The organism is Nitrosomonas oligotropha (assembly GCF_009833085.1).
GTDB classification, from domain to species: domain Bacteria; phylum Pseudomonadota; class Gammaproteobacteria; order Burkholderiales; family Nitrosomonadaceae; genus Nitrosomonas; species Nitrosomonas oligotropha.
The window spans coordinates 17,147-35,337 of record NZ_QRBZ01000060.1; the positions used below are offsets into that span (position 1 = coordinate 17,147).

Consider the following 18,191-nt stretch of genomic DNA (forward strand, 5'->3'; position numbering starts at 1 on the left):
CTCTTGGTTCTGCTGATGCTACCATCGGTTTCTATGTCGTTTCAGTTTTTAACAACGGGCAGTGCCCGGAAATCGCATGGCGGCATGATAAATCTCCAAGAAAATCGGATGCTTGCCGCAAATACTCCAAGAATGTCTGCGCGACAATCGACAGCTGTTTACCCGATGGATAAGCAAAATACCAGTGACGTTCAATTGGAAACCCTTCAACATCTAGTATCGCAAGCTGCCCCATCGGTGCATCGAGTGCCAGGGTATGCCGCGACAAAACAGCGATTCCCAATCTACCTACAATAGCTTGCTTAATCGCCTCATTGCTTCCCAACTCCATGCGAACTTTCAATTTTTTATTTTGCTCTAAAAAAAAACGTTCGGTCGCCATTCTTGTACCAGAGCCGGGTTCACGCATAATAAAGGGTTCATCACATATGCGCTCAATGCTGATTTTTTTTTCGCGAGACAAGGGATGATCGGCCGATGCGAGAATAACCAGCGGGTTATCTAAAAATACTTCCGCTACGGCATCAACAGCATCCGGAACTTGACCCAAGATGTATAGATCGTCTTGATTGTTGGTTAGTCGTTCCAGAACGCGCTCGCGATTCGTCACTTTTAGCGCAACATCAATCCCTGGGTATTTCTGACAAAACATACCCAGCAAACGCGGCGTAAAATATTTCGCAGTGGTCACCACCGCGAGCCGCAGCCTGCCGGACTTCAGGCCTTTCATATCCGATGCAATCATTTCAAAGCGCGAGAAATGTTCAAAAATACCGAGGCAGGTTTGATACAACTCTTTCCCTGCGTCCGTCAGATAAATTTTTTTCCCGACTTGTTCAAACAATGGCAAGCCAATCTCATCCGTCAGTTTTTTGATTTGCATCGATACTGTCGGTTGTGTCAGAAACAATTCTTCGGCCGCACGCGTGAAGCTTTTCAATCGCGCGATCGCTTCGAATACCTCCAATTGTCGTATGGTGCTATGGCGCACGAGATTCTCCTTTCCATTTTAATCATAGACAAACATCTATCAATACCATTGAAACAATTGATTGTTATTTATAATTAAATAATTCTACTATAATTTTCACTCGCTGATAGCTGCTTCCTAACTAAAGTTTATAGCGTGTGTTTTCAATAACTTGGAGAAAATTATGGCTTCTGAAACTATTAAAGAAGGTAAAGAGCGTTACAAATCTGGTGTTATTCCTTATAAAAAAATGGGTTATTGGGAACCCAGCTATGTACCCAAAGATACGGACGTCATTGCGCTGTTTCGTATCACGCCTCAACCGGGAGTAGATCATGAAGAAGCAGCGGCGGCAGTCGCAGGTGAATCTTCTACAGCGACATGGACCGTGGTATGGACTGACCGACTAACTGCATGTGAACTCTATCGTGCCAAAGCATATAAGTCCGAACTTGTTCCCAATACAGGCCCGGGCACTAAAAACGAAGCGCAATACTTTGCTTATATCGCCTATGATATCGATCTATTTGAAGAAGGCTCGATCGCAAACTTAACCGCCTCCATTATCGGTAATGTTTTTGGCTTTAAAGCGGTCAAGGCACTGCGTCTGGAAGACATGCGTATTCCTGTTGCTTACCTGAAAACTTTCCAAGGCCCTGCAACCGGTATCGTGGTAGAACGTGAACGTTTAGATAAATTTGGCCGCCCGTTACTGGGTGCAACGACCAAACCAAAACTGGGTCTTTCCGGACGTAACTACGGACGCGTTGTATACGAAGGACTGAAAGGCGGCCTGGATTTCATGAAAGACGATGAGAATATTAACTCACAACCTTTTATGCACTGGCGTGATCGTTTCCTGTATTGCATGGAAGCAGTGAATAAAGCATCTGCTGCTACAGGTGAAGTCAAAGGGCATTATTTGAATGTTACTGCTGGCACGATGGAAGACATGTATGAAAGAGCCGAGTTTGCAAAATCTCTGGGTTCAGTCATTATCATGATCGATCTGGTTATCGGTTATACCGCGATTCAGTCGATGGCAAAATGGGCGCGTAGAAACGACATGATATTGCATTTGCATCGTGCGGGTAATTCAACGTACTCGCGTCAGAAAAACCATGGCATGAATTTCCGCGTTATTTGCAAGTGGATGCGTATGGCTGGAGTAGACCACATTCATGCGGGCACGGTAGTTGGGAAGCTTGAAGGCGATCCACTCATGATCAAGGGTTTTTACGATACCTTGCGTGACACGCAGACTGAAAAAAATCTAGAACACGGTCTGTTCTTTGATCAAGATTGGGCGTCACTTAATAAAGTTATGCCAGTCGCTTCAGGTGGTATTCATGCAGGTCAGATGCATCAATTGCTCGATTATCTCGGCGAAGATGTGATATTGCAATTTGGTGGCGGAACAATAGGCCATCCTCAAGGAATCCAGGCAGGGGCAACAGCAAACCGTGTTGCACTAGAAGCGATGGTTCTGGCTCGTAATGAAGGCCGTGATTACGTCAAAGAAGGTCCGAAAATTCTTGAAGATGCTGCCAAGTGGTGCACGCCGCTCAAACAAGCGCTGGAAACCTGGAAAGATATCACCTTTAACTACGATTCCACAGATACCGCTGACTTTGTGCCATCCACAACTGCAAGCGTTTAACCATTTTAGGAGACACAATTATGATGACCAATCCAGGTAATATACTCACACAGGGGCAATTTTCTTTCCTGCCCCCGTTGACCGACAAGCAAATTTCAACACAACTCAAATATGCGTTGAAAAATGGCTGGGCAATCGGAATAGAATACACAGATGACCCTCATCCAAGGAATACCTATTGGGAAATGTTTGGCAATCCAATGTTTGATTTGAAGGACCCTGCTGGAATTCTGATGGAAATCAATAGTTGTCGTAAAACTTTTCCAAATCACTATATCCGCGTGACTGCGTTTAACTCGACACGAGGAGTGGAAAGTCCAACAATGTCATATATTGTAAACCGGCCTAAGAAAGAGCCAGGTTTTGGCTTGGTACGTCACGAAGGTTCTGGACGCTGTATTAGTTATACCATCCATTCCTACGCAACCGACGAACCAGAAGCCGAACGCTACTAGTAGAAGCATCGCTCTCTTCTTAAAGAAGAAAGCGATGCTTAACAAACCAAGTTGTAAGCTTAAGAAATTTATTCACAATAAACAGAATAGCTCTATTAATCAAATTAATACAATAATATATGTTGCCAGTATCTATTCTATAGAGATGATCAAACATGTCTAAGCAGTCTAAAAACTTAACACCAACTAAAGATCCATCAATTGACCTGGATGCAGAGTTCCAAGCATCTAATATTCAGGAAGTACTGGAGAAACTTGATCAAGAGTTGATTGGTTTAATCCCTGTGAAGACTCGCATTCGCGAAACGGCCGCGTTGTTACTGGTCGATCGTGTTCGCAAACAAATGGGACTATCTGCAGGTGCACCCAGTTTACACATGTGTTTTACCGGCAATCCTGGTACGGGGAAAACGACAGTAGCCTTGCGCATGGCAGAAATTTTACACCGCCTCGGCTATGTGCGTGAAGGACATCTGGTTTCAGTGACCCGAGACGACTTGGTCGGTCAATATATTGGACATACCGCACCCAAAACAAAAGAAGTGATAAAAAAAGCGATGGGAGGTGTTCTTTTCATCGATGAAGCTTATTACCTTTACAAGCCAGAGAACGAACGTGATTATGGCGCAGAATCAATAGAAATTCTGTTACAGACGATGGAAAATAACCGCGAAGACTTGGTCGTTATTTTGGCGGGCTACAAAGATCGTATGGATAAATTCTTCCATAGCAATCCCGGCATGCGCTCGCGTATAGCGCACCATATCGACTTTCCGGATTACGGTCCGGATGAATTAGTTGCGATTGCTAAATTGATGTTAGAAAGCCAAAATTACTGTTTCAGTTCAGCCGGGGAAGAAGCATTTGGAAAATATATACGCCTGCGTATGAAGTCGGAGCATTTTGCCAATGCGCGTTCGGTTCGTAACGCGCTTGATCGTGCTCGGCTCCGCCAAGCTAATCGATTATTTTCCGGAACAAAGAAATCATTATCCAAAACTGATCTCATCACATTAGAAGCGGAAGATATTCTAGCGAGTCGTGTTTTTCTTGAAAGTGCGGTGGATAGTGAACCTAATACAAAAAATAAAAAATAAAAACTTAAGACATATTTTTGATAGCGATGGAAACGCTGACACTACCCTGGCGCATCTTCCCAAAAACGATCGAAGCAGCTTGTTATAACCGCGGGCGACTTGCGCTGCTGCGATTAGGCTATCCACTGCGAGTTACATTACTTAAGCATCGTGGATTAGAAGTCATCTTAGACAGGACTATGTGGCTATGTGTTGATAGCAATACAGATGATCAACCGATTCTGGCATGGCGCGAGTTTCAGATTCGTGGACGACGTAACTTACATCTGCCGATTTCTTGTGAATTGTGGCTATACCATAGCTGTGCAGGCCTGATCATGGGTTCAGCTCTCGATGATTTGGATCAGGCACTTGAAAAAATTATGCATTGAGATAATTTTTTCACACCCCTAAATTTCAGAGGATAAAAATGCCACTTGTAGATATGCGCGATATGTTGAATCATGCTTATCAAAATAACTACGCAATCGGTGGTTTTGGACTGGTAAGCCTGGACTTCTTGGAAGCTATTATCATGACAGCCGAGTTCTGTCGTTCACCAGTCATTCTCAATCTTTCTGAGCCGCTCTTCCATCAACAAGATTTTAGCCTGATCATGCCGGCTGTCGAACGAGCTGCGCATCACGCCAAAGTGCCGGTTGCAATCCACTTCGATCATGCAAAGAAACATGAATCCATCGTTCAAGCGATTAATCTTGGCTGCAACAGTGTCATGCTGGATGTTTCTTCAGAAACATTCCCCGTCAATATCACTCAAACCAGCCGTGTTACAGAAGTCGCTCATGCCTGCGGCACAGCAGTTGAAGGAATACTCGGTTTTGTAGGCGGTGTGGAAGGAGAAAATGCAATCAATAACTTGGGGGAAGTCGTCTATACCTCTTCAGAAGAAGCTAAAGTGTATGTTGAACGTACCAAAATTGATTTCCTTGCTGTTTCCGTTGGCACAATCCATGGCCGCCAGCCCAATCGCAGCACTAAATTAGACTTCAAACGTCTGAAACGCATTAACGATGAACTCGGCATTCCACTGGTGCTGCATGGCGGAAGTGGCTTAGTTGAAGAGCAATACCATAAGCTGATTTTAAATGGCGTTGCCAAAATTAACTGTTACACGGAACTCTCCGATATTGCTGCCGCAGTAATTCGTTCCAATAGCCAAAAAAACAACAAAAAAGGCTATATTGAATCATTGCACGGTGTTAAAGAAAGCCTCCAAGAACAAATCAAATTGTATATGCATCTCTGGGGATCAGCGGGCCGCGCAGCGGAAGTTTTGATTCAGTGCCGCCCTTGGCAGTCCGCAGAACAGATCATCCTTTGCTACGTTGAAGGCCATCGCTTACAGCAATTAGATGTCCTGATCGAACAAAGCCGCAAAACTTTGACAACTATTCCTGGTGTACGTCAAGTCTTCTCCGGCTGGGCGCCTTCTGAATTGAATCAATATCGCTTATGCTGGCGTATTCAGCTATCCCATTCCGATGCTGTTAACAACTTACAATCCCATCCGGAGTATATCTATTTTTTCAATCAATTATCCCGATCAATTGACCCTGAAAAAATCAGTATTACTTTTGCTCCGGCTTTATCAAATACGGAATTTAGATTTAAGGAATTAGTAGATGCATAGCCTATGCTTGCACCTGTCTGTTAATCCGGCTCCGGTCAGAACCAGATCACACCCCATATATGCCAAGTGCTGGTCTGTTAAGCGTAAAAATTAAGCCTCATTCACCGACAACCCTTCATTCCTGTCTTTCATAACAACGCTGGTATTCAGAGAAACAGCGGTTTTAGGCCAGCGCGCGCCGCGCAACCTGTCCTTGCTCAACCACATCAGACACACTGCGTCGGATTGATTTCCGCCAAGAATTTGATAGGCATCGTCATCTTCACCCACATAAAAACCCACATGTCCCTTTCCGCTCGCCAGCGATTCGCGCCAGAATACCATGATAGCGCCAAGACGAGGATGGGTAGGAACGCCGAATTTTTCCCACTGCCGCGCGCCCAGTGGATTTCCCGGTAATACTTCCTGTTGCAGGGTGGTACCAACACAATGCGCCACAAATAACCCGCACCACGGCACATCGTCACCGGCATAACCGATATCGAGATTCTTGGCCCAATCCATGATGACAGGATTGCTCTTGTTGCCGAGCACTTCCTTCGTGCCCATTAAATGCCGCGCTTCTTCAAACCAAGGAAGTAATGGGCTGTTCGCCGGAATAGCGGACGGTGTGCCGGAAAAAAGCGCTGCGGAAGTTTTCGGACCGACGATGCCATCCACTTCCAGACCCTGGCGTTGCTGAAATTGCATCACTGCGGCGATAGTATTGCGTCCCCAAATGCCGTCGATCTCGCTCGGATCAAAACCTTTATTTTTCAGCGCTTGCTGAATTTGTTTGACTGCACTGCTTGCCATAATCCCTCCCGGAATTTCTATGAATTGAATACATAGCCCGGGTGGAATTATGCAGTATTTCTCTCTAAGGCTTCCACTTCTTACGTTTCCCGATCAAATCGGACAAATGATCGAGCAGTTCATCCTCTTTGTAAGGTTTGCCAAGAAATACGTTAACGCCCAGATCCTTGGCGATTTTCCGGTGTTTCTCCGCGGTGCGCGACGAAATGATGATCACCGGCATATGGGCCGTTGCGGGATTGTCACGTACTTTCTTGATCAATTCAAAACCGTTCATTTTCGGCATTTCCAAATCGATCAGCATGACATCCGGAATGGTTTCCTGAAGAATATCGACCGCTTCCGCGCCATTCTTCGCGATCAGTACATCGCAACCTTCGCGCTCCAACAGGCGGCAAGTTACTTTGCGCACGGTCAGCGAATCATCCACCACCATGACAGCGGGTGGCGTGGCTGTTTTCTTTTTCTTCGCCGGAGTCAGCGCGGTAACCGGGGTACTGAGCACTTGTTGCACATCGCTGCGCTGCATCAGTTTTACCGGATTCAGGATCAGAATCACTTCGCCGTCACCGGTAATGGTGGCGCCTTCCACGCCCGGCGCTTGCGCCAGTTGCGCGCCGATATTCTTCGCCACCACTTCGCTGCTGCCGAGTAATTCGTCGACATGCACCGCCAGATGCTGGGTGCCGCTATGCAGGAACAAGACCTGACTGTGTTTTCCGGCTTCCGGAACAACACCGGTTTCCCCCAGCAAATGCGACAGATGCGCAAACGGATAGGTTTTTCCATTGAGAGTAACGCGGTGATCTTGGTAGATTTTCTGCAACGTTTCCGCGTCGAATTCGCGTTGCTGCTCGACAATAAAAGCGGGAATCGCGTAGGTCTGCTTGCCGGTGCGAACCATCAACGTTTGCGCAACCGATAGGGTCAGCGGCAGGTTAATTGTGAAAACCGTTCCCTGATTGGGAGTGGATTCCACGCTGATGCGCCCGCCCAGCATCGTAATCTCATTCTTGACGATATCCAGACCAATGCCGCGCCCCGCTATTCCCGTCACCGAATCGGTGGTCGACAAGCCCGGCATGAAAATCAGCGACATCGTCTTGTCATCGTCGAGCACTGCATCGTTGCGGACCAGGCCCAGCCGCTGCGCTTCCTCGCGGATGCGCGGCAAATTCAGACCGCGGCCATCGTCGCTCAACGTAATGATCACTTCGTTGCCTTCCTGACGCAAGCGGATTTCGACTTGTCCGGTCTCGGATTTGCCCAACCGCTGTCTTTCCTCCGGCTCTTCGATACCGTGGGCGATGGCGTTGCGCAGCAGGTGTTCCAGCGGCGGATTGATTTTCTCCAGCACATTGCGGTCAATTTCAACATCGGCGCCGTGAATTTCGAGACTGGCTTTTTTGCCCAAATCCTCGGCTACTTGCCGGGCGATACGGTAATAGCGTTCGGCATAGTTGCTGAATGGGATGGTGCGGATTTGCAGCAGCGATTGCTGCAACTGCCGGTTCATCACCGCTTGCTGCGCAACCGCTTCTTCAGCGGCAATCTGCGTAGTCCGCAAGCTTTTTTGCACGCTGATGATGTCATCGACGCTCTCGGCCATCAGCCGGGTCAATTCCTGGAAGCGTGAAAAACGGTCAAATTCGAGCGGATCAAACGCCGGTTCGCTTTCCTGTTGATGGGCAAGATGCGATTGCATTTGCGTTTCCGCCTGGATTTCCACTTCACGCAACTGATCGTGCAAACGGTGTGTGCTTTCCGTCAAATCCTGCAAGGATTGTTTGAAATTGTTCAGCTGCGCCTCAATTTTTGAGCGCAGAATGCTGGCTTCTCCGGCATCGTTGACAAGGCGGTCAATCAGCTCGGAATTGATGCGCAGCAACGTTTTGGATTGCAGCAGCCCGGTTGTTTCGGCGGGCGGTTGCGCCAATTCGGCGATCGCCACGGCTGCGGCCGTCAGTGCATCGCTTCCTGGAACCGCAGCATCTTCAGTGCGCTGAAGCTGTTCGATCTCGCCGCTGATCGCGTCAAATTCACTTTCCAGCTGATCCAGCGCGGCATCGGAGATATTGCGGTCACGGAAAGCCGTTTCTACATGGCTTTCCATCGCATGAATCAATTCGCCCAGCGGCAAAGCACCCGCCATGCGCGCGCTGCCTTTCAGGGTATGCAGTAAACGCAGCAATGCATGATGGATATCCTCGTCCTGCGGCAACATGCGCCACGCGCGCAGTTTTGCGCCCATGCGCGGAATGATGTCGTGTGTTTCTTCCAGAAATACCGCGAGCAATTCCGGATTGATCCGATCGGCCGGTGCGACAACAAGCGGCAATTGTTCCGGCTGAACCGGTTCGGCCGGAACTGCGGATGCTTCGACGGTTTTGGCGCGCGTTAGCAGTTCTTGCGCCGCTTGCAGTAATGCATCCGCATCAACCTCGGCAACGCCATGTTCGCGCAGATCGTCACACCATCCGCCATAAGCCTGGCAAGCCCGGTCAACCAAGTCGAGCAGCGGATCGGAAGCGGATCTGTTTTCACTTAACCAAAGATTCAGCACTTGCTCCAGATTCCACGCCACTTCACTCAAATCATCGAGCTTGACCATGCGGCCGCTGCCTTTCAAGGTGTGAAATCCGCGCCGCGCACTTGCCAGCGCTTCTTGATCGGTTGGATTGATGCGGCATTTGCGTACATCGCTGGCGATACCCGCCAGCACTTCACCAGCTTCTTCTAGGAAGATACCGAGCAACTCGGGATCGATAGCGGCACTCACCGCCGCAGCGGATGCGGTGTCTGCGCTTAGCGCGGCAGCAGGTGGCGTAGCCATTGGCACCGGCGAGGTTGCATTGGCCGGATTGGCTGCGATCTGGAACAGCTTGATGGCTTCCTCGACAATCTGCTGGCTATCGGGTTGCCCGCTGCGCAATGCTTCGATGTAGAAACCCAGGCTGCTCAATCCGTCGACGAGCAGAACTTGCTCGGTTTGGACAATCTCGTAGCCTGACTTTGACAGTTTCTCAACCAAACCGTAGCAAAGATGCAGCAGCGTATGCGCACGCTCCAGATCCAGCATGACGAGGGTACCGGAGACCTGCTTGAATAAATCCGGCAACAGCGGCAATTCCGAACGCTGAGCGGGTTCAAAAAAGAATTTATCCAGAATGCTTTCGATGTGCGCCAGGTTGGCCAGAATTTCCTGCGCCACCTGTGCCAATAATTCTTTTTCCTGTGTTTTACCATCCAGCACTTTGAATGTCGGTGCGGGCGGCAATTCGCCGATCTGGATATCGCCCGTCGTGATGCCGTGCAGACGGGAATCAATCACATCGATCTGGGAAGGCAGATCGTCAGGCAGCTTATAAAAATCGTCAATAATGCTTTCAACCAGCAATAGTGCCGTGGCCATTTCCATTGCCAGCTCTTCGCTCGTTTCCTGCGGATGATCGTGCAAGTACGTCACCGTATCGCCAATGGCATCGATCAATTTCACCAGCGGCGCGCACTCCGTTTGCCGTGCTTGGTGGCTGAGCCAGTCCACGTATTCCAACAATGAAACCAGGCTTTCCTGATGCCCGGCACAGAACTCGCGCCAGATATCGTTCGCCTGCATCAGCGTATCGCGCAACCTGTCCAGTATGGGACGCAGTGTTTCCGATTGTTCAAATGTCGGCGCATCCTGGTCCTTGGTTTGGCCGGGCCAGGTGTAGCTGTGCTTGATCGCGTTGATGCGCACACTGTCCGATTCGCTGTGCGCAATGTGGTACAGCAATTCGCGCATTAAGATAGAGGTGTTACCGGTCGTACCCGCCGCCAAATGGCGGATGGTTTGCTCAATCTTTCCGCACAAACGGCGCACCGGCAAATCGATTTGGCTGCCGTCCAGTTGCAGCAAATCTTCCAGAAAACCGGCTGTCACCCACCAGAACGCACGCGCTTCGGTAGTTCCCGGAAATTCCTCGATCTTATCCGCCACGGCGGCCATTTGCCGCAAGCCGTCCTGATTCGATGGATCGCGCAGCCACTTCAGCAAACCGGCCTGATACTCCGCACCCAATTGTTTGGCCAGAATTTTGGCGGCAGCCGCGTCGACATGCGCGGCTTCGGCTTTTAATGCCGGTGCGGCTGCTAAACGGGGGAAAAACAAATCGCTTTCGGGTGCATTCTCAAAACCGTACACCTGCATCAAACCGCGATACGCCGGGAACAACCGCAGCGGATTTTCTTCCGCGCCATCGATCAATTCGTTCAAGTAAAACAGCAACGCCTTAGTGGATTGCTTCAACGCATTGAATACCGGCGGACTGGGTTCAATTTTCTTACTGATCAGCGCTTCAACCAGCTGCTCCATTTTTCCGGTGACGATGGTGATACTGGTCAACCCCAGCATCTCGAGCAAACCGTCCAGTTGATGAATATAACTGCGGCAATCCTTGACGAGATCGGTCTTGCCGGGATGCTGGCTGTATACCTCCAGATTCTGGTCGATCAATGCGAAGACTTGGTAAATCCCGTCCTTGATTCCGATAATCGAAGCAATATTCAGTTTGGGTTGCGCGCTCATATTTTTGTACCATCAATCGATAGAGAAACCGGCATTGGCATCACACCTTGAAGTTGGATACCGATGCTTTCAGTTCGGACGCGAATCCTGCGATCTGTTTGATCGATCCCGTGGTTTTCAGCGTTCCTTGTGTCGTCTGCCGGGTAATATGAAGAATTTCTTCCATATTGGCAACCACCTTATGCGCCGCCCGCGTCTGCGTATTGGTCACGTCAAAAATATGCGTGACCAGCTGCGCCAGTTGCTTGGATACTTGCTCGATTTCTTCCAGCGCCCGGCCCGCCGCGTCGGAGCGTTTCGCGCCTTTTGCCACGCCGAGCGTGCTGCGCTCCATCGCCGCGATGGCGTCCTGCGTGTCGCCCTGAATGGTGACGATCAATTCGCTGATCTGCTTGCTGGCTTCCGTTGACCGTTCCGCCAGCCGCTGCACTTCTTGTGCGATCACGGTAAATCCGTGCCCCGCTTCACCGGCGGCAGTTGCTTGCAGCGCCGCGTTCAAAGCCAGCACGTTGGTTTGGTCGGTGATGTCGGTGATCAGCGCGACAATCTCGCCGATCTCCTGCGAGCTTTCGCCGAGGCGCTTAATCCGTTTCGAGGTGTCTTGGATATGCGTGCGGATTTCGTTCATTCCGGCGATCGATTCACGCACCGCCAACGTGCCTTTCTCCGCCGCAGCCAATGATTGTTTCGCAACTTTGGCGGATTCCGTCGCCCTATCCGATATCTCACTGATCGATTCCGTCATGCCGACCACCGCCAGGGTGGTTTGTTCGATTCTATCCGTTTGCTGCTGCGCCGCGGTTAACAAACCAGACGAAACTTGCTGCGCCTGATGGGATGCCTTCACCACCAGCGCGCCCGCCTGATTGACTTGCTCCACCAGTGTGTGCAATTCCTCGATGGTGCTGTTGATGGCGTCGGCAATCGCACCGGTCATATGGTTCGTAATGTCGGTGCGCACCGTCAGATCGCCGTCGGCGATTTTTTTCATGTCGTCCAGCAATGTCACAATGGCTTTTTGCGCTTTCTCGACTTCGTTGCGGTTGGCCAGATCCTGATGATAGGCATTGCGTCGCACCGACCGGATTAACAAGACCAGTGCCAGCACGGCACACACCGCCAGGATCATCGCCACTGTATTCAGCAACAACGCGGAATGACTGTTTTGCTGCTGCATTTCCTCGTCGAGCGTTGCGGCCAGTTCCTGCATCGCCGCATGGCTGTTCACAACTTCATCGATTGCGGATTCCATCGTCAGCGCGACCGGAACTTCTTTGCGGATGATATGTAAATGCTCGTCAAATTTTCTCAGCTGCGCATACGCATGCGATAACAAATCCTGGATCACCTCATGTTTGCTGGAGATCGCGCCAAGACCATGATTGCCTTGACTCAGGGTTTGGATCATCGCGGCAACTTGCGCATGATCCTGCGCCAATTGCGCGGTGATTTCCGCCAGCGGCGATTCGAGCGGCAGCAGCGTCTTGACATTTTTGGCCACGGTGCGCGCGTGTATTTTGATCGTTTCCACGGTGCGGATTTCCTGCGACAGATTTCCGGCTTCCGTCATGCGGTTGATCAGTTCGTCCATGCGTCGCGCCAACTGGCTGTGCGCGTTATTGACCGCCTTGATGCTGTTGTTGAGCTGTATGAGAGGCTCCTGCTGATTCAGAATCAAATCGATTCTTTGATCTTCCAGCTGCCAGTTTCTGAAATAAGTGTGCAAGCTTGGCGCTAATGAATCATCCACAGCTGCTACGGTTGTGCCGCGATACGAGCCGCCTTGCAATAATAGTGTGATGTCACGATGGAATTGTTGCCGGCTATCGCGCAACCGGGCAAAGGCTTCTGCTTCGCCGAACAGCGCCTGTTGCAAGGCATTGGCGATATGCGCATGCTGAATTTGCAGCTGCGCGGCCAGCTCCGGCTGGATCGCATTCTGTCTGGCTTGGCGCACACTGATCGTTAACGTCATCAACAACAGCACGGTGAAAAACATCACGACGCCACCCAGCACCCAGCCGTTGTTTACCAGAGCAGCACTCTTGGGAATATTTTTCTTCGCGGGCGCCGCAAGCACCGGCAACTTCTTACCTAACGCAACCAAACCGGTTGGCAATCCGAATTTAGAAAAATTGTCTTCCATTGTGCTCTCCAGCTTGAAGTCAGACTCTCTGAATGTCCGCTCTTTTCAAAGACAAACGGCATCAGACAGGGAAAATACCGGACGATAGCTTAACTGCTGGAGAGCGTAATCAAAGACAGGATAAGACCTGGAAAACAATGTTTTTTATGAATCTATCGTACTTTATACCAACAAATTCAATAACAAACCATACCATCCAAGTGATTGCCGGGCAGTGCGAGAACAGCCTGCGCGCGGCGTTTGAAGTCAGAACGGATGAACTTCCGGTGACTCAGGTTTAACGAGTAGCTGAACCGTAGAATTCCGGACACGACAATCACCTTCTGAAACATTGGGTAATCAGCGCATCCAGTCTGCGTTAGCCAAGAAACAATTTATACGCGGGATTCTTGGTTTCGTCCCAATAGCGGTAGCCGAGCTGGTCCAAAAAGGCGCGGAAGCCGGATTTTTCTTCCGGCGGCACCTGGATGCCGATCAACACGCGGCCATAATCGGCGCCGTGGTTGCGGTAGTGAAACAGGCTGATATTCCAGTTATGGCTCAGGTTGTTGAGGAAGTTCATCAATGCGCCGGGGCGGTCGGGAAACTCAAAACGGTACACGATTTCATTCTTGACCGCATGCGCCCGCCCGCCGACCAAGTGACGCACATGCAGTTTGGCCACTTCGTTATTGCTCATGTCTTCGGTGGCCAGGCCGCTTTGTTTCAATTCCTTGATCAGTTGCTGCGTTTCCGCCTGGTTGCGTACCGACACGCCGACAAACACACGCGCCACTTTCGGGTCGGAGTAACGATAGTTGAATTCGGTGATGCTTTTGGCGCCGAGTAAATTACAGAATTTCTTGAAGCTGCCCGGCTCTTCCGGGATTGTCACCGACATCACCGCTTCGCGCTGTTCCCCGATTTCCGCGCGCTCGGAAATATGCCGCAGCCGGTCGAAATTCATATTGGCGCCGGAAGCGATCGCGATCAGCGTTTTATGCTGAATCTTTTCCCGTGCGACATACGCTTTGACACCGGCAATCGACAGCGCGCCGGAGGGTTCCAGAATCGTGCGCGTATCTTCAAACACATCCTTGATCGCGGCGCAAATAGCGTCGGTATCGACCAGCATCACCTCGTCGACCAGTTCGCGGCATAAGCGGAAAGTTTCCTTGCCGACGTACCGCACCGCCACGCCGTCGGCAAACAAACCCACTTGCGCCAGTTTGACACGGCGGCCGCTTTGCAACGAACGGTACATGGCATCGGCATCGACCGGCTCGACACCGATAATTTTGATTTTCGGGTACAACCGTTTCACATACGCCGCAATCCCGGCGATCAGCCCGCCGCCGCCGATCGGCACAAAAATGGCGTGAATCGGGCCGGTATGCTGGCGCAGAATTTCCATGCCGACCGTGCCCTGCCCGGCGATCACATCCGGATCGTCGTAGGGATGCACAAACGTCGCTTGTTCTACTTTGGCCAGCTGTATCGCGTGCTCGTAGGCATCGTTATACGAATCGCCATGCAAGGCCACCGTAGCGCCATGCCCCATCACCGCGTTCACCTTGATTTGCGGCGTCGTCACCGGCATCACGATGGTGGCGGAGCAATTGAGCTTCTTCGCCGCCAACGCCACGCCTTGCGCATGGTTTCCGGCGGAAGCCGCGATCACACCGCGATTGCGCACCGCGGGCGGCAGCTTGATCATCTTGTTATACGCGCCGCGCAATTTGAACGAAAAAACCTGCTGCAAATCTTCACGCTTCAACAACACCTGGTTATGAATACGCCCGGACAAATTGGCGACCAGATCCAACGAACTCTCAATCGCCACATCGTAAACCTGCGCGGTCAGTATTCTTTCAAGGTAATTGTTTTTCATGGTGGGAGATGAGTGAATCCAGACAATCTTCTAATCCGAAACGGGGAAAGGGATTTTATCACGATCGGAGATGGGATAAGTTTTGTTACGGCTACAAAATGTAGTCTAATTTTTAGAGAACAGCCAGTTAAGAGCGCGCTCAACGGAAATAAAGGCAATCCATAAAATGATTGTTTTCTGGCTAGAAAAACCTTATGAATTCAATAAATTTTTTCCCCACATCTCCAGCTCATCCAATATCTGTCGCGCACTTATATCTGCTTTGTGCTCCTCATGCAATAGCGCAATCTGCGCGGAAAATTCGTCAAAAGTAATACTCCCGCCACTACCTTGTGTCAGACGCTGCACACGCAGCTGTTCCCATCGTTCCATTTCATCCGGCGTCAACGTTTCCGGCCAGTTGCGGGCGCGGTAGCGGAACAGCAGTTCGGGTAACCGTTGATCATGAAAATCGAAGCGCATGCTGGCCAGTTGTTTTGGTGAAGCGCGCCGGATCTGGGCCAACGATGCGGCATCGGCATTGTCCAGAAAGCCGTCATACAATGCCACATCGACATCGTCGGAGGGTTCAAATGCGTGACTGGTATACGCCGTGGCGACGCGCTGAAAGAAATCGGGATTGGCGCAGAGTTTTTTCCAGTGGCGGTAACATGCATCCAGATCGAGCGCGATGCGCTCGGCAGCTTCGTTATCCAGCGTATTGCGCGGCGCCAATGCCGGGCATTTGTTGATTTTCACCGACTTGACCGACAATCGTTGCATGCCTTCGGGCAAATCATCGTTACGAGTAAATAGCAATTGCGTCAGTTCCTCCGTGTTTAACGGCAAAAACATGTCCGGATCGTGGCGCAAGTCATACACCAGCACGCTGTTGTTGTTTCCCGGTTCCGTGATGAGCGGCATCACCAGCGACGTGCAACCGGTTTTGGCCGGATACATGCGCGTGGTATGCAACACCGGGTTGTGTGTGATCAGATCAAGCTGCGCGGCCGCTTTGCGTTTATCACGCAGTTGCAACAACCAATCGTACAGGCGCGGTTGCTGCGTGCGCAGCAGGCGTGCCAAAGCAATAGTGGCGCGCACATCGGACAAAGCATCGTGCGCGGATTCGTGCAGAATACCGTTGGCAGCGACCAAATGCTCCAGCTTGAAACTCGGTTGCCCCTCTTCGTGCTGCGGCCAGGCGATTCCATCCGGGCGCAGCGCGTACGTCATGCGCACCAGATCGATGATGTCCCAGCGCGAATTGCCCTGCTGCCATTCGCGCGCATACGGGTCGTAGAAATTGCGATACAGCGTGAAGCGCGTGACTTCATCGTCGAACCGCAGCGAGTTGTAGCCAACACCGCAGGTATTCGGTTGCGCAAACTCGGCATGAATGCGCGCTATGAATTCGGGTTCCAACAGCCCGCGCTCGTCGGCAAGCTGCGGCGTAATTCCGGTGAGTAAGCAGGCTTCCGGATGCGGCAGGTAATCGCGCGCCGGTTTGCAATAAATTACCAATGGCTCACCGATTTCGTTCAGTGCCTCATCGGTGCGCACGCCGGCAAACTGCGCGGGCCGGTCGCGCCTGGGATCGGCGCCGAAAGTTTCATAGTCATGCCAGTAAAATGTGATAGCCATGGGTGTGGGTGGATTTAGATGAAGGCGCCGGTAAAAAACTGGTTTGTTGCGTAATTATAGTGGTATCTTACGCAAAAATTTTCAAACCCAATCACAAGGATGACACAACATGGCAACAAAACTCATCAGTTCAGGTTCGACATTTGAAAAGGAAATCGGCTATTCGCGCGCGGTGGTGGCGGATAACTGGATACTGGTATCCGGCACAACCGGTTTCGATTACAGCAAGATGACCATCTCCGATGATTTATTGGAGCAAGCGGAACAATGCTTCAAAAATATCGAGGCAGCATTGCAGCAAGCAGGGTCAAGCATGAAAGAAGTGGTGCGGGTTACGTATGTATTTCCCAAGGCGGAGGATTTTGAAAAATGCTGGCCGGTGATGCGCAAGTACCTGGGCGATGTCAGACCATCCGCCATGATGTTGACTGCGGGGCTATCCGATCCGCGCATGAAAATCGAAATTCAGGTGACGGCGTATCGCAGTACCGGAGCTTAATGACATTTGTATCTCTTGATCGAAAAAAATAAAAAAGGAGCTCTCGAATGAACGAGCACTCCTTTTTTACAGCTTATTTCAGATTAAACGTTTTGTTGTCTGCGGCGAGCGGCAAAACCCAGCAATCCTAAACCTGCCAGTAACATGGCATAGGTTTCAGGTTCCGGCACAGCTGTGACATTATCTACTACGACCCAATCACCGCTATTACCAGTCAAGATAACATGATCGATGCCTGCAAAACTGAGAGAGTAGAACCCAGTGTATGGGTAGGGCAGATAGCTTACTTGGTCAGGGATGGCCACCGAACCTAAAAGGTTATTTAAAGAATCATAGGCTGAAAGTGTTTGAGGAGAGTTTGTAGCCCCAATCTGCATTCCAAAATAATTGACCGGTGCGGCCAAGTCGAAAATAAAGTCTGCGCCGCCAGAACGATTATCCAGAAAATGAGTACCTGGAGCGGCTAAAACATACGCGCCATTACCATCGTCCGACACCGAGATATTGCCAGATGAAAGGCTAAATGTAACACCACCTTCGGTGAAGGATGAATAAGAACCTACTGCAATAGATTCAAAATCAATAGCTGCATTCGCAGCTTGGGTAAAACCAATGGAGAATACGGTCATGATCGCTAAACTTAGCTTAGTTTTTTTTGTTAACATTTTTAGATTCCTTAATATTTAAATTATTTCATAATTTTACAAACAAATTTCTTCTGCCCATGTATATTCGCTTTACAAAATCATATACGCCAGAAGGTTAATTCATAACCCTTTTCATGGAAATGGGAAATACCAACCTTTTCACTAGTACAACTACACTATATTCATCTTGAGAAACCAGGACAGCTGTACGGTAGTGTCTCAGTTTGAAATT

Annotated in this window: 14 protein-coding genes; 7 read left to right on the forward strand and 7 right to left on the reverse strand. The window is 50.2% G+C overall.

Features of this window, described 5'->3' with window-relative positions; genetic code table 11:
* Nucleotides 1-31: 31 nt before the first annotated feature.
* Nucleotides 32-991, reverse strand: a complete 960-nt coding sequence (locus ABD07_RS14420; RefSeq protein WP_160818873.1) for a LysR substrate-binding domain-containing protein — start codon at nucleotides 989-991, stop codon at nucleotides 32-34.
* 163 nt (nucleotides 992-1,154) lie between these two features.
* Here ABD07_RS14420 and ABD07_RS14425 point away from each other — a divergent pair, with 163 nt between their 5' ends.
* The 5 genes from ABD07_RS14425 to ABD07_RS14445 all read left to right on the forward strand — a co-directional run bounded on the left by ABD07_RS14425 (nucleotide 1,155) and on the right by ABD07_RS14445 (nucleotide 5,812).
* Nucleotides 1,155-2,630, forward strand: coding sequence for a ribulose-bisphosphate carboxylase large subunit (locus ABD07_RS14425; protein WP_164502866.1), 1,476 nt, complete (start codon nucleotides 1,155-1,157; stop codon nucleotides 2,628-2,630).
* Nucleotides 2,631-2,650: 20 nt separating this feature from the next.
* Complete coding sequence (locus tag ABD07_RS14430; RefSeq protein WP_160818874.1) at nucleotides 2,651-3,085, forward strand: ribulose bisphosphate carboxylase small subunit; 435 nt, start codon at nucleotides 2,651-2,653, stop codon at nucleotides 3,083-3,085.
* Between the two features lie 155 nt (nucleotides 3,086-3,240).
* Nucleotides 3,241-4,182 (forward strand): CbbX protein, encoded by a 942-nt coding sequence (gene cbbX / locus ABD07_RS14435; RefSeq protein WP_160818875.1) that lies wholly within the window; start codon nucleotides 3,241-3,243, stop codon nucleotides 4,180-4,182.
* Nucleotides 4,183-4,208: 26 nt separating this feature from the next.
* On the forward strand, nucleotides 4,209-4,553 hold the full coding sequence (locus ABD07_RS14440; protein WP_160818876.1) for a hypothetical protein: 345 nt from the start codon (nucleotides 4,209-4,211) through the stop codon (nucleotides 4,551-4,553).
* A gap of 38 nt (nucleotides 4,554-4,591) precedes the next feature.
* A complete protein-coding gene (locus tag ABD07_RS14445; RefSeq protein ID WP_160818877.1) occupies nucleotides 4,592-5,812 on the forward strand; it encodes a class II fructose-bisphosphate aldolase in 1,221 nt (406 codons plus the stop codon).
* A gap of 90 nt (nucleotides 5,813-5,902) precedes the next feature.
* Here ABD07_RS14445 and ABD07_RS14450 read toward each other — a convergent pair whose 3' ends face one another.
* From ABD07_RS14450 to ABD07_RS14460, 3 genes are all read right to left on the reverse strand, one after another.
* A complete protein-coding gene (locus ABD07_RS14450; protein WP_160818878.1) occupies nucleotides 5,903-6,607 on the reverse strand; it encodes an NlpC/P60 family protein in 705 nt (234 codons plus the stop codon).
* A 64-nt stretch (nucleotides 6,608-6,671) separates the two neighbouring features.
* On the reverse strand, nucleotides 6,672-11,174 hold the full coding sequence (locus tag ABD07_RS14455; protein WP_160818879.1) for a hybrid sensor histidine kinase/response regulator: 4,503 nt from the start codon (nucleotides 11,172-11,174) through the stop codon (nucleotides 6,672-6,674).
* Nucleotides 11,175-11,214: 40 nt separating this feature from the next.
* Complete coding sequence (locus ABD07_RS14460; protein WP_160818880.1) at nucleotides 11,215-13,320, reverse strand: methyl-accepting chemotaxis protein; 2,106 nt, start codon at nucleotides 13,318-13,320, stop codon at nucleotides 11,215-11,217.
* Nucleotides 13,321-13,352: 32 nt separating this feature from the next.
* On the opposite strand from ABD07_RS14460, the gene ABD07_RS14465 reads away from it, so the two are divergent.
* Nucleotides 13,353-13,601, forward strand: coding sequence for a hypothetical protein (locus ABD07_RS14465; RefSeq protein WP_160818881.1), 249 nt, complete (start codon nucleotides 13,353-13,355; stop codon nucleotides 13,599-13,601).
* 77 nt (nucleotides 13,602-13,678) lie between these two features.
* Here ABD07_RS14465 and ilvA read toward each other — a convergent pair whose 3' ends face one another.
* Both ilvA and sbcB read right to left on the reverse strand, forming a co-directional pair.
* On the reverse strand, nucleotides 13,679-15,190 hold the full coding sequence (ilvA, locus tag ABD07_RS14470) for a threonine ammonia-lyase, biosynthetic (RefSeq protein WP_108699702.1): 1,512 nt from the start codon (nucleotides 15,188-15,190) through the stop codon (nucleotides 13,679-13,681).
* A gap of 192 nt (nucleotides 15,191-15,382) precedes the next feature.
* Nucleotides 15,383-16,813 carry an exodeoxyribonuclease I gene (gene sbcB, locus ABD07_RS14475; RefSeq protein WP_160818882.1) on the reverse strand — a complete coding sequence of 477 codons (1,431 nt, stop codon included), beginning with the start codon at nucleotides 16,811-16,813 and terminating at the stop codon, nucleotides 15,383-15,385.
* 109 nt (nucleotides 16,814-16,922) lie between these two features.
* Between sbcB and ABD07_RS14480 the strand changes: the two genes are divergently transcribed.
* Nucleotides 16,923-17,312 carry a RidA family protein gene (locus ABD07_RS14480; protein ID WP_160818883.1) on the forward strand — a complete coding sequence of 130 codons (390 nt, stop codon included), beginning with the start codon at nucleotides 16,923-16,925 and terminating at the stop codon, nucleotides 17,310-17,312.
* An 83-nt stretch (nucleotides 17,313-17,395) separates the two neighbouring features.
* On the opposite strand, the gene ABD07_RS15130 is transcribed toward ABD07_RS14480, so the two are convergent.
* Nucleotides 17,396-17,977, reverse strand: coding sequence for an FxDxF family PEP-CTERM protein (locus tag ABD07_RS15130; protein ID WP_240142587.1), 582 nt, complete (start codon nucleotides 17,975-17,977; stop codon nucleotides 17,396-17,398).
* Nucleotides 17,978-18,191 lie beyond the last annotated feature (214 nt).

Bases quoted from the DNA above. Each gene is read 5' to 3' on its own strand.
- ABD07_RS14425 (WP_164502866.1), top strand. From the start codon at position 1,155: ATGGCTTCTGAAACTATTAAAGAAGGTAAAGAGCGTTACAAATCTGGT.
- ABD07_RS14430 (WP_160818874.1), top strand. From the start codon at position 2,651: ATGATGACCAATCCAGGTAATATACTCACACAGGGGCAATTTTCTTTC.
- cbbX (WP_160818875.1), top strand. From the start codon at position 3,241: ATGTCTAAGCAGTCTAAAAACTTAACACCAACTAAAGATCCATCAATT.
- ABD07_RS14440 (WP_160818876.1), top strand. From the start codon at position 4,209: ATGGAAACGCTGACACTACCCTGGCGCATCTTCCCAAAAACGATCGAA.
- ABD07_RS14445 (WP_160818877.1), top strand. From the start codon at position 4,592: ATGCCACTTGTAGATATGCGCGATATGTTGAATCATGCTTATCAAAAT.
- ABD07_RS14450 (WP_160818878.1), bottom strand. From the start codon at position 6,607: ATGGCAAGCAGTGCAGTCAAACAAATTCAGCAAGCGCTGAAAAATAAA.
- ABD07_RS14455 (WP_160818879.1), bottom strand. From the start codon at position 11,174: ATGAGCGCGCAACCCAAACTGAATATTGCTTCGATTATCGGAATCAAG.
- ABD07_RS14460 (WP_160818880.1), bottom strand. From the start codon at position 13,320: ATGGAAGACAATTTTTCTAAATTCGGATTGCCAACCGGTTTGGTTGCG.
- ABD07_RS14465 (WP_160818881.1), top strand. From the start codon at position 13,353: ATGTCCGCTCTTTTCAAAGACAAACGGCATCAGACAGGGAAAATACCG.
- ilvA (WP_108699702.1), bottom strand. From the start codon at position 15,190: ATGAAAAACAATTACCTTGAAAGAATACTGACCGCGCAGGTTTACGAT.
- sbcB (WP_160818882.1), bottom strand. From the start codon at position 16,813: ATGGCTATCACATTTTACTGGCATGACTATGAAACTTTCGGCGCCGAT.
- ABD07_RS14480 (WP_160818883.1), top strand. From the start codon at position 16,923: ATGGCAACAAAACTCATCAGTTCAGGTTCGACATTTGAAAAGGAAATC.
- ABD07_RS15130 (WP_240142587.1), bottom strand. From the start codon at position 17,977: ATGTTAACAAAAAAAACTAAGCTAAGTTTAGCGATCATGACCGTATTC.